This window comes from Roseibium sp. RKSG952 (genome assembly GCF_009711355.1).
Genome location: NZ_SMMF01000962.1, coordinates 335,219 through 347,334, shown reverse-complemented (window position 1 = coordinate 347,334; position 12,116 = coordinate 335,219). Strand labels below are relative to the sequence as shown.

Below are 12,116 nucleotides of genomic sequence, written 5' to 3'. Positions count from 1 at the left end.
GTTAACTCTCTGTCGACACATTCCCGCCAAAACCACGATAATGTCTTACTCTGCTTGAACTTTCATCTTGTGATGTTATCACGTATTTTGACAAGGAGAGAGCTGTGATTTCCCAAGCAGCATATGGTGCTGAACCCAACAAGGACCGGCGGATACCTGTCACCGTTCTGACTGGTTTTCTTGGCGCTGGGAAAACCACCTTGCTGAACGCGGTGCTGTCAGAGACATCTTCCGGAAAAGTCGCAGTAATCGTGAATGAGTTTGGTGAAGCCGGGCTGGACCACGATCTGATCGAGTCTGTCGAGGATGAAATCATCCTGATGCAATCCGGGTGTCTGTGCTGTTCAATTCGAGGAGATTTGGCAGGGACAATTGCGGATCTGATCGAACGGCGTGACGACGGCTTTCTTAGATTTGAGCGGATCATCATAGAAACCACCGGGCTTGCCGACCCTGCCCCAATTCTGCAGACACTTTTGATCGACCCCGAATTGGCACGCACAACTCGCATGGACGGATTGGTAACAGTCGTCGATGCGGCCAACGGGTCCAAAACCTTGGATGCACAGTTCGAAGCCGTCTCACAGGTCGCGATGGCCGATCTGATCCTGCTCAGCAAAACAGATCTGGTATCTGCCAAGGTCACAGATGCTTTGTCCATGCGACTGAACGGATTGAACCCTACAGCCCGGATCGAACGGCCGGTCGCTGGGCAGTTCGACCCGAAGCAATTGTGGGGATTGAGCGGCCTGCGTAAGGGTGTGCGTCAAGAAGATGCGATTGCATGGACAACATCGGCGCCTGAACCAAAGATTGACCCGCTCGCAAACCTTTCGGGTTTATCCAAACCCAAGCCGGTGTCGTTTGCACCGACACCTCACGATACCCGGATCAGTTCTGCTTCGATCGTTCTGGACACGCCAATCAAGGATTCAGCCTTTGATTACTGGCTGGACACGCTGATCGCCCTCAAGGGCCCAGACATCCTGCGTGTCAAAGGGATCGTGTTTCTCGAGGGTATCGACGTGCCGTTTGTCTTTCACGGCGTCCAACACATTTTCGACCCGCCGGTCCCTTTGAAGAACTGGATCGGAGACGACCGCCGCTCTCGCATCGTGGTCATCGCGCGCGATCTGACCCGCCCGGAATTGCAACGCAGCCTCGACATGCTGCGGGCGCATCAACCCAAAACCGGGACAAAAGAAGAAGTGTTTCTAGGCCATGACTGATACCCAACTTCCCGTCACCGTCCTGTCCGGCTTTCTTGGCGCCGGTAAAGCCACCCTGCTAAACCACGCCCTAAACAGCGCGTCGCCGTCGTGAAAGCGGTAAACCTGCTCAAAGATTATTTCAGCCATGAATTCCTGTGTAACCGCAGCGAGACAAACCATTCCGTGGTCGATAGCGAGACCATTCTAGCTCTGCGGCGCGGCGATCTACCTGGTGTGATCCGCGCGAAAGGGCATTTCTGGATTGCTATGCGGCCTGAGTGGGTCGCCAAGTTTTCCCTCGCCGGCGCTTTATCGAGCGTGCAGTCGATTGGAACATGGGGGGCATCTGTCCCTGACACCCGATGGCCCGAATGCGCGACCACAATATGGCGACGCCGACAGTCTTCGAATTTCCAGTGTTGGATCGACGCGCTCGAACCGACATTTAACCTGAACGAGGCCGACTGATGAGCCGCAATCTTGGCCAGACGAAAATCCGAAAACGACGGCGCAGCGAGAACCCAATGCGCGAATTTGACAGTCTTCCGCCAATTTTGCGCGCCTGGGTTTCGCAAGCGGCCTTGCCCTGGCGGCCACGCTCAGTCCTGCGCGCCTACAACACTGCGCTTGCGCGGACCGGGGATCAAAGCCGGGCTCTGGAAGAGTTGAGGCGTCTCGAAGCTGCACAACTGGCAAAAGACAACCGATTTGCAGCCAGCGTGTATGGCTAGCATGGAGCGGAGAAGGTCAGATCAATATGTCTTTCATCTCTTGATCACGAACAAACTGAACGAGGCAGGTTTCAGCTCCCAAAGCTGCAACATATCACCTGATGAGCAAAGTCATCGCGCCCTCATTGAGACTAGGCCGGCCATTGACGAGGACGTGAGAAACAGTAGCCTTGTTGCGCTTCCTGATAAAATCTATTCCGGTTTTGGTTACCCTCTTCGGCGCCAATCATTTCTAAATCTCTCAAAACCCCAGCCAGTTTTTCCTTAACAGGCATTGGCCGTACTGTTTATGTCGCCTCGCTCCGTCCCGCTAGTTCGAGCGCAACCGCAAAAGCTGCGGGCAATGGCAAGCAGTCTGTTTTTCATAGGCAACGTTTGGCTACGTGCTGCAAATCCCTCAAGAGTGTAGTTTTCTCGTTCACCCATTCCTTAGAAGAGCAGTTTTGAACGTCGTTGAGCTTGGACCAAAGATCGGTTTTATCGAGTATCGCAGCAGAACCACAAAGCTTATGCGCCTTTTGTTTGAGCGCTCTGCTTAACTCATCGGAAGACTTGATATCCTCAATGAGTTCAACAAGTTCACTTTTCAACTCTTCGCTGGCTTCACGATACTTATCGTCCCCAAATCGGGCCTTAAAGTCATTCTCAGGGTCTTTGATAACAGTTCCGTTGGCATTTAAGACCCTCGCTAATTCTGACTGCAGCGCCGCCAATGAAACCGGCTTAACCAACAGCCCCTGAAATTCTGCTGCTCGTATGACTTCGTGGTCTTTTGGCGCTGCATGAGCCGTAACTGCTATCGCTGGCAAATTGTCCCACTCGATATTGAGTTCGCGAACTTTTCCGAGTGTTTCGATACCATCGATACCGGGCATGCTGATATCCAACAAAAGTACATCAAATCGCTCGGACCCAAGACGTTCTAAGGCGGCGTAACCACTTTCAGCCTCAGCAACCGAAAAGCCAAGATCTTCAAGCATATCGGTCAAGATCATTCGATTGATTTCATTGTCGTCTACCACCAGTGCTTTCAAACCCTGATAGAGCTCTGCCTGTGGCACGTCTGTGGAATCCAGTTCGCTTGTGACATCAGTTCTTGAGGTTGGCAGAGGCAGTCGCATTGTAAACAGACTGCCTTCTCCAAGCACACTATCCGCCGTGATGTCGCCACCCATCGCTTCGACCAGTCTTTTGGTAATAGCGAGCCCTAATCCAGTTCCGCTCGTCTCACGTGCAAAGGCGGTATCGATCGTGACAAATTCATCGAAGATAACGTCCAGATAGTCAGGTGATATCCCGACCCCGGTATCTGCAATCCGAAACTCAATCAGATCGTCATGCCGAAGCCTTTCGACTTCGATCGTGACTGATCCATCCCGCGTAAATTCGATTGCGTTACCTAACAGGTTCACCAAGCATTGCTGCAGCGCAGTTCTGTATCCAAGAACGTCGATAAGTTCTTCAGATAGAACATCGACCTTCAGGTTGTTGCCACGCGCATCTGCGTTCGCCGACAGGCTGTCGGCTACCTCGTGGACAACCTCCATCACGTCAAAGCTTGATCTGTCACGCAAGGCATTGCCTGAACCCAGTCTGGAAAAATCCAAAACATCAGTCACATGAGACAGCAGCAACTTACCCGACACTTCAATAGAACGAAGATACCGCTTTTGTCTGTCCGTCAGATTGCTCTGATCAATCAATGCCGCAGAGCCGAGTATTCCGTTCAACGGAGTACGCATTTCATGGCTCATCACCGTCAACAGATCGGATTTGGCCTGTTCGCTTTCCCGCGCCTTGTCTCTTGCAGTGCGTAAGTCTTCCTCAGCTTTGAGTTCCTCAGTTATATCCCGAAGGAATGAGACAAAGACTTGCTCTCCATCCGTTTCGGCGAGCGATATGGAAAGCTCCACTGGAAAAGTTTCCTGCGATTTGCGCAGGCCCTCTAACCTGACACGCCCAGCGCCGATTACCTTTTGCTCGCCGGTCTCGAGAAATCGCGTCATGCCTTTTCGGTGCAGGGCGCGCAGGTGTTCTGGAACGATAAGTTCAGCCATATCGGCACCGATTGCCTCGGCCTGACGGTACCCAAAGACATCTTCGGCGGCACCGTTGAATTCAAGAATTCTTCCAGAAGTATCAACCACCAACACCGCATCCAGTGACGAGGTAATGGCCGCTTCAAATCGGTTGCGAGCCGACTGGCTTTGCCGGGCAAACAACTGCCCCTGCCGGAATAATTTGATGAGAACTGCAAAAGCTAAAAGCAATGCAACAAAAAGTACAACAAGCAATGATGCCATTCGAGTTAGTGTGCTGGCCAACTCAGCACGTCGAGTTGCATTTTCCTGCGCAAATCCCTGAATACCGCCCAGCGCAAGCTCGCGCACTTCAGGTCGCAGTGTTTGAATCTGCGCCCGCAGATCAGGAAGTGCCGCGCGCAGCTGGTCATCCGGCCCATCAATCAATGGTGTCAGCCTGGATAAGAAGTCTTCAGTGGCTTGCAAGGCTGGTTGCGCGGCGGCACCCCCTCGCAGAAATGAAAACAGCTCGCTATTAAACAGCGTATCCGCTCGGCTAAAAAAGATATCGAAACGGTTGCGTACAGCGGACAAGTCACCATTGGAACGTGATGAAGCATCAATAACCGAGACTTCGAACCTAAGCAGCTCGACTTCGAGCTGAGACATCAACCAGCTGACGTTGTCTGTTTTTGCGGTCGAGAGCGCGTCGAGATCTGATTTCACCTCGCGCCCAAGGGAAAGCACGATAGCCAGACTCACAACCAGCAAGCCTACAAAGGCAAAAATGGGCCATCTCTTCATGCTCATGAAAGGCGCTTTAGTGTCGATGGCCTTCTCCTCGGTACTTACTGTGCAACGACTTCCAATCGATTGAGTTGCCAAATGCTGCGGGCATAAATTTCTTCGGACTGATAGGCCTCGTTAGCATCGTAAGGGTAAATTATCCACAAAGGTCCTTTGTCGCGTACTGACATCGCCTTGCCATCGCGCAAGTAGGCAACGATCGGGCCAACATCTGTTGCATCACTGGTGGGAATGGTGACGGCGTAGTCATTCAAAGCCACCGCTCGTATGATCCCCTGCTCTGCCTGGACATGGTCCAGAAGCACATCAAGGGAAACTCCTTCAAAGCTCTGCGTACCCTCTGTCCAGATCGTTGTGGTATCGATTGACTTACTGGGCAATGCCTCAAGGGCTTTCCTGTCGAATGTCCAAGTGTTCTTGTTTCCTTTGAGACCGACATCGCCCGACACCGTAAGAAGTACTTCATCCGCATATGCCGCACTCGCAAATGAAATGGCGAGTGTGGCGCAAAGTGATTTTAAAGTTTTAAGCATGCGAGATTGTGTCCGTGAGTAGGTGAACCTTTGTCAAAACGCTTTTGACACAGGCCCGCGAAACGTTCTCAGACGCAATAGAATAGCTCGCTATACTTTAGGATAGTTCAGCGCACCAAAGGTCACACCATCAGCCTAATTTGCGAACTTTCGACGTCCCAAACCATGCAATCAAAGTTTTCGCGGAGTGCGATAATGAAGCGTTGGCAGCCAGCGCCAAAGAGTAATAGCCTAGGAAAACAACATGAATTTGCAAAGTTCGTCAAATAGTAACCCTTTTGGTGGTTCAACTATTCCGGGTGCGATAAAATCGGATCAAAGCATTTGTTCAAGGTCACCGATATCGATGCGAATTCTATTGGCTGATGATCACGGTTTGGTCCGTGATACGATTTCATCCTACCTCGAAACTGAGGGGCGCGCGGCAGTTGTTGCCGTACCCGATTACATGGCTGCGATGAAATTGCTGTCATCCGAAGATCCATTCGACCTTGTCCTGTTAGACTTTGATATGCCGGGTATGAACGGGATCGAAGGGCTTTCAGACGCAATTCGCCAATTCCCTGAACAGGCTTTTGCGATATTGAGCGGGACAGCACCAAACAAGATCGCACAGGAAGCGGTCGAAATGGGCGCCGTTGGTTTCTTGCCCAAAACCATGGGCGCCAAATCCCTGGTCAACGCGGTGCGATTTATGATCGCCGGCGAAACCTTCGTCCCGGCCAGTGTTCTAAGTATGGATGGCGATGTCAAAGAAAGCGACTTTTCCCGTCAGCTCAGCCAGCGGGAAAAACAGGTTCTACGCGGATTGTGCCGTGGACAGTCCAACAAGGAGATCGCCCGAGAGCTGGATCTTCAGGAAGTCACGATCAAGCTGCATGTTCGGACCCTTTGCAAGAAACTGAATGCAAAAAACCGGACCCAGGCCGCTCTGATCGCTCGGGATGCAGGATTCGAGTGACCCGGGTCCGCAGGGGGGGACTTCAGAATAGAAAGTGATCGTAGAGTTGGTCGAAATCCGACGCTACGCCTTCAAGGATCAATGTCGTATCCGGTGACAAAGTTACGTAGACATCGGTCCCGCCCACGATTTCTGCGTTGGCATTAAACCAGTCAGATGTATCAGCTCCGCCACTATCGATGTTGAGCGCACGCAGATCGAGTAAGTCGCCATCGCTGAGCGAAAAGTCAGTGATCGTATCGGTCGACCCGTCCAGATCCTCATCGCGGAAAATGAACCTGTCTGCATCAGCGCCACCGGTGGCTTGATCATCTCCTGCGCCAAGGTAAAGCCGATCTTTCCCTGAACCTCCGTCCAGAACGTCGTCACCGCTGGAGCCATTCAGATAATCGTTGCCAGCACCCCCATTCAACTCGTCATCGTCAGAACCACCCTTCAACGTGTCGGAGCCCTCACCGCCAGCTAATGTGTCGTTTCCGGATCCGCCATCCAAAGTATCCGCGCCGAGACCGCCTATCGCGGTATCATCACCTGAGCCCCCAGAGAGACTGTCGTCGCCCGCACCGCCATCTAGGTCATCGTTGCCAGATCCTCCGGATAGCGTGTCTTTTCCGTCGTCCCCGGACAGAAAATCATCACCGGATCCACCTGACAAATTATCACTGCCATCGCCACCGTTCAGGACATCCGCGCCAGACCCGCCATCAATTTGGTCGTCGCCTGTGCCACCGAACATCTCATCATTGCCCGAGCCACCGTCCATAACGTCTTGGCCGTCTTCACCTCGCAAAGTGTCAGCTTCGGATCCACCGCGGAGTGTGTCATCGCCCTGACCACCGATGAGAATGTCAAAGCCTGAACCTCCATCCAAAATGTCGTTGCCGATCCCACCATCCAGCATGTCGTGCCCAGCCGAGCCCATCAGGTGATCGTCGCCCTGCCCGCCGAACAACGAGTCATCGTCTTCTGTAAGAACATTGCCAAACTGGTCGTACCGCACACCGTCTTCGTCATATTGCGAGACAATGCCGCTGGCGGCACCGATGCCCGCTCCACCGTGAAGCAGATCGTTGCCGTCATCCCCTTCAAGCACGTCGCCTGAACTACCACCCGTCAGGGTGTCTGTGCCAATCCCACCGTATAGGGCATCGCTACCAGCATTGCCCGAAAGGTCATCATCGTAGCTCAACGCGCCTTCGGTGGTCGCGACAAGTGTTAGATCCTTAACCAAAACGCTTGCATCCAAATCGACGGGCGCAAACGGACTGGTTGCTGTCGGGTCGGCGGCACCATCATTCGAATACGATTTCGGCGCCTCTTCGATAAGGTGCAAACTAGCCTCGCCGGTCACATCATCCACGATGACCTGGAAAATCGCGCCTGTTGCAGGTGTCGAGTCATCCATGTCGTGGTCGCCTGAGTTGCCACCGACAAACAGGTTTCCGTCTGCGTCAATGATTGCAGCTCCAAACGTCATTAGCGGGACCCCATTCAGGACTTCGCCGTTAATCACTGTCGATGTGACTGAAACCGTTCGAAACTCTGGTTCGCCCGAAGAGATATCAACGATCAACATAACCGTAGCTGCACCTTCGGAACTTGTGCGAGAGACACCGTAGAACGACTGTGAGGCCGCGTCGAACGCAACATCGTAGACTTTGAAATCCACAAGATCGGATGGCAACTTGTATACTGTGGTTACCGGGTTTCCATCCGCATCGAACTGATCGACATCAATGACTGCGATACGGTCCATACTGGATTGAAACGACCAAAGGTTGCCCTGATCATCAAAATCCCCGGTCCAAGACCGATATGGTGTGCTGCCAACACGGTAACTGTTTCCTTCGGCGTCCAGCATCACCAAATCAGAGCGGCTAACCACCTGCCCCAGTGAATCCACGCCGTCGCCTACTGCGATGGCATACAGAAGGTCGTCTTCCGTATTGTAACCCATCGAGTTCACATTGACCGTGCCTTCGACGCCCGCCATTTCATATGTTTGGCTTTCGACATCAAACACATGCAGTGTTCCATTCAGAACCTGATAGAGATTTGATTGCCCGTCGGCGAATGCGGACACCGTCACGGTTTGTCCGCCAATCTCGACATCCTTGTCATAATGAAACGCAGGACCGGACGTATCAATTGTTGGACCGTTGCCTGACACATCAATCGATCTGATCGTTATGGTCGAGCTGTCATCATCAGCTGTGAATTGAACGGAATGAGATCCGAAGGCACCGCTCTGAGAAGAAAACTCGGCGACCACTTCACCATCGACCAGAACTTCGACGGCAGCCCCGGAACGACCTGCAGCAAAATTTGTCGCGAGATCCAGGTTCAGTTCATAGACCCCGCCCGCTTCGGTCGTAATCTGCTGCTCCATCTGTTGGTGGCCGTTTGCAAGATCAATCAATCCCCATTCGCCGTTCTCGGCGTAGTCGGAAAAACTGACAGCACCTTCTGTGCCTTCCAACAAGTTTACCTCGGCATAGTCGCCGTGCAACACATCATCGCCGGCTTGCCCTTGGATCTCATCGTTTCCGGCAAGCCCTATCAGGGTCTCCTGCTCACTTCCGCCAACAAGTTGATCGGACAAACCCGTTCCTGAAATTACATTTGAAGATACCGCAGGCATCATTTCACCTCTTACTTTCAGCTAATTGGAGTAAAAATTTACCAACCGATGCCGTCGATCCGACGGTTCACCGGGTTCTCGGGGAACAAGCGCACCACATCCACGACCGGCATCTCCGGTTTACTGGAAACGGCGTTCTGATAAGCGGGGTTGCGGTGGCAGACGATGACGGCCTCGGCCTGTTCCATTACGTCTTCTATGCTGTCGCAGAGCATCGATTTGATCGATCCCGCGAGGCTTCGAATGCCAGAGCCAGCGTGATGCATGTAGGCTTGCAACCCACTCAGAGGGGTTTCTTTTGTCACCGCCGGATCATGCAGGACCAACTCCACCCCCTCGGCATGGAGCTCGGCCATGACTTCCAGAATAGGGCTTTCGCGCAGATCGTCGGTGCCGGGTTTGAAAGCCAGCCCCAGAACCCCAACGCGCCTGGCCCCCGTCTTTCGCAGCATCTCGGTCGCTTGATCGATCTGCTTTCGGTTTGAGCGGTCAAGGTTGCCGATCATGGGCAGTTCGACACCCAGTTCTTCGGCTATATGTGTTACAGCCCGTACCTCTTTCGGCAGGCATGAGCCGCCATAGGCAAAGCCCGGCTTCAGATAGTAAGGCGACAGGTTCAGCTTTGTATCTTGGGTAAAGACATCCATGACCGCGTGGCTGTCCACGCCCAGCGGCTTGCACAAGCGGCCGACCTCGTTGGCAAAGCAAACCTTGGTCGCATGCCATACATTATCGACATATTTGATCGTCTCAGCCACTTCGACCGTTGTCAAAATAGGATCTGGATCAACCGGCGCGAAGATGCGCTTCATGACTTCCGCCGTGCGAAAATCGTTGGTGCCAAGCACTGTTTTCGGAGGGTTGTGGAAGTCATCTATGGCGACGCCTTCCCGCAGAAACTCAGGATTGAAGCACACCCCAAAGTCCTGGCCCATTTTCTTTTCTGAAAGACGCTCAAGGATCGGAACCAATACGTTCATCGTGGTTCCGGGCGGGATCGAACATCGCATGGCAAAGATGTGAAACCCATCCTTTTGGCAAAGACCAACTGCCATCGAGCGAGCCGCCTGTTCAATATAGCTATAGTCGCAGCCCCCATCCGGAGCGGTTGGTGTCCCTACCGACACAAAGGTAACGTCGGTTTCGCGTACAGCTGCGCTCAGATCGTCCGTCGCAGAGATCAGACCCTTTTGAACGCCTTGTTTCAGAGTGGAGCCAAGGTTTTCTTCGTGGATCGGGCTCTCACCGCGCGCAATCTGACCCACTTTATCGGGGTCGATATCAACGCCTATGACCTCGTGTCCAAGCGACGCCAAACATGCAGTTGATACGGCCCCAACATACCCCAGCCCTACAACACTGATCCGTGATTTTTGCGAAGACACCGGGATTACTATTTCGGCGTCGTTCTGCGCAATCTTTCTGAGTTCCATAGAAATACCTCCGATTTGAACCCAAGGTAACGCACTGATAAAATTGCAAAACATATCGGGGGACTATGCGCAGTGCTCAAATGATGCCGGACCTATACGAATGGTCACCAATCCCATACGAGAGAAAAAACCCGCGTGAAGTTCCACGCGGGCCAGTTTTTAGGAGGGAAGGTATTTGGCGCTTCAAGCTACGGCGATACGGTCATAGACATCCTCGTATCTGACAATATCGTCTTCACCCAGATAACAGCCTGATTGAACCTCAATCAGATGCAGTGGCAGCTTTCCAGGATTCTCCAAACGGTGCACGGAACCCAGAGGAATGAAGGTCGATTCATTCTCGGAAAGCAGGCTGACATTGTCACCGACAGTCACGCGCGCAGAACCACTGACAACAACCCAGTGTTCTGCACGGTGTACATGGCTTTGTAGTGAAAGCTTGGCGCCAGGTAAGACCATAATCCGTTTGACCTGAAACCGAGGACCCAGCGAAAGGGTTTCATAGTAGCCCCACGGCCGATGACACCTGCGGAACATCTCGGCCTGGTCAGACCCTTCGTTGCGCAATTCGTCCACGACCTTGCCGACTTCGGCGCTGTGCGACATGTCAGCAACCAAAATTCCATCGTCGGTTGCGACTGCGACTATGTCCTTCAAACCCAGCCCGACTAATTTGATATCCGGGTTTTCCGACCTCAGCAGGCTATCGCGGCAATCAATGGCAGTCGAATTTCCAGAAGTGACATTCGCCCCCTCATCGAGCTGCCCCTGATCCTTCACCGATTTCCAACTGCCCAGATCGGACCATCCGCAGTCCAATTCAAAAGCCACTACACCGGTTTCGACATGCTCCATCACCGCATGATCAAACGAGAGACTGGGGCACTTGGAAAAGGCGTTTTGATCCATTCGGTAGAAACCAAGATCGCTTTGACCAAGCGCCAATGCAGCCTCGACCGGTGCAGACATTTCAGGGGCATGAGCTTCGAAAGCCTTTAACACAGTATCGACCCTGAACATGAAGATCCCGGCATTCCATAGCCAGTCGCCGCTTTCTAACATGCCCTTCGCGGTTTCGACATCGGGCTTTTCCGCAAACTTAGATATCAGCAGTGCACCTTGGTATCCCCCCGCAACCCGCAGGTAGCCGTAGCCCGTCGCGGCATGATCGGGTTTGATGCCGAACGTGACGATCTTACCGCGCTTGGCTGTTTTCTCCGCCCGCACCATAGTTCGACGGAACGCGGATACATCCTCAATTGCGTGATCGCTGGGTAAAACAAGCAGGACCGTTTCCGGCTCTTCCTTGTAGCGCAAAGCTGCGGCCAAAACCGCAGCGGCGGTATTGCGGCCAACTGGTTCAATGATCAGTTCAGATTTTTCGGCATCAATATCTGCCAACTGTTGCTGTGCAATAAACCTGTAGTCTTCGCCCGTCACGATGAGTGGTGCAGAAAATCCGGGCTCGGATACACGTTCGATTGTTCTCTGAAGCAGGCTCTGCTCACCTGCCAGTTCCACGAACTGCTTAGGGTAACTTTTACGAGAGACGGGCCAAAGGCGGGTGCCGGAACCGCCAGCAAGGATAATCGGCTGAATCATTTGAAACCTCTTCATTACAAGTCTGATCTCAGGTTACCGACCGTTGTGTTTAACATTGTGTTTCATAGGCTTAATTCACCTATCGAAAGGATAGGTCTGCTAGCCGAACGGCATCTCGATCAGACCAACATAGATCAGGATCGCGGTTAGAAACGTCAGGATTGCCGTGGCCATCT

8 protein-coding genes and 2 pseudogenes are annotated in these 12,116 nt (G+C 52.9%); 5 read left to right on the top strand and 5 right to left on the bottom strand.

From position 1 onward, the window contains the following. The first annotated feature begins 104 nt into the window (after window positions 1-104). The 4 genes and pseudogenes from E1297_RS45725 to E1297_RS45710 all read left to right on the top strand — a co-directional run bounded on the left by E1297_RS45725 (window position 105) and on the right by E1297_RS45710 (window position 1,942). Window positions 105-1,229, top strand: a complete 1,125-nt coding sequence (locus E1297_RS45725) for a GTP-binding protein (RefSeq protein ID WP_209016387.1) — start codon at window positions 105-107, stop codon at window positions 1,227-1,229. After that, window positions 1,222-1,308: pseudogene (locus tag E1297_RS50985) on the top strand (GTP-binding protein); the annotation flags it as partial. The gene E1297_RS45725 and the pseudogene E1297_RS50985, both read left to right, overlap by 8 nt. A gap of 128 nt (window positions 1,309-1,436) precedes the next feature. After that, window positions 1,437-1,583: pseudogene (locus E1297_RS50635) on the top strand (GTP-binding protein); the annotation flags it as partial. A 95-nt stretch (window positions 1,584-1,678) separates the two neighbouring features. Next, window positions 1,679-1,942, top strand: a complete 264-nt coding sequence (locus tag E1297_RS45710) for a DUF6525 family protein (RefSeq protein ID WP_155150333.1) — start codon at window positions 1,679-1,681, stop codon at window positions 1,940-1,942. Between the two features lie 362 nt (window positions 1,943-2,304). On the opposite strand, the gene E1297_RS45705 is transcribed toward E1297_RS45710, so the two are convergent. Next, complete coding sequence (locus E1297_RS45705; RefSeq protein ID WP_209016386.1) at window positions 2,305-4,773, bottom strand: PAS domain-containing hybrid sensor histidine kinase/response regulator; 2,469 nt, start codon at window positions 4,771-4,773, stop codon at window positions 2,305-2,307. A 38-nt stretch (window positions 4,774-4,811) separates the two neighbouring features. Next, window positions 4,812-5,303 (bottom strand): oxidoreductase, encoded by a 492-nt coding sequence (locus E1297_RS45700; RefSeq protein WP_155150331.1) that lies wholly within the window; start codon window positions 5,301-5,303, stop codon window positions 4,812-4,814. Window positions 5,304-5,649: 346 nt separating this feature from the next. Between E1297_RS45700 and E1297_RS45695 the strand changes: the two genes are divergently transcribed. Further along, window positions 5,650-6,264, top strand: coding sequence for a response regulator transcription factor (locus E1297_RS45695; RefSeq protein ID WP_155150329.1), 615 nt, complete (start codon window positions 5,650-5,652; stop codon window positions 6,262-6,264). 22 nt (window positions 6,265-6,286) lie between these two features. Here the strand turns inward: E1297_RS45695 and E1297_RS45690 are convergent, their stop codons facing one another. The 3 genes from E1297_RS45690 to E1297_RS45680 all read right to left on the bottom strand — a co-directional run bounded on the left by E1297_RS45690 (window position 6,287) and on the right by E1297_RS45680 (window position 11,940). Next, the gene (locus E1297_RS45690) at window positions 6,287-8,866 is read right to left on the bottom strand and encodes a calcium-binding protein (protein ID WP_209016385.1); all 2,580 of its coding nucleotides are present in this window, start codon (window positions 8,864-8,866) and stop codon (window positions 6,287-6,289) included. 77 nt (window positions 8,867-8,943) lie between these two features. Then, the gene (locus tag E1297_RS45685; protein ID WP_155150326.1) at window positions 8,944-10,338 is read right to left on the bottom strand and encodes a nucleotide sugar dehydrogenase; all 1,395 of its coding nucleotides are present in this window, start codon (window positions 10,336-10,338) and stop codon (window positions 8,944-8,946) included. A 183-nt stretch (window positions 10,339-10,521) separates the two neighbouring features. Continuing rightward, entirely contained in the window at window positions 10,522-11,940 is a 1,419-nt protein-coding gene (locus E1297_RS45680; RefSeq protein ID WP_155150324.1) for a mannose-1-phosphate guanylyltransferase/mannose-6-phosphate isomerase, read from the bottom strand. Window positions 11,941-12,116 lie beyond the last annotated feature (176 nt).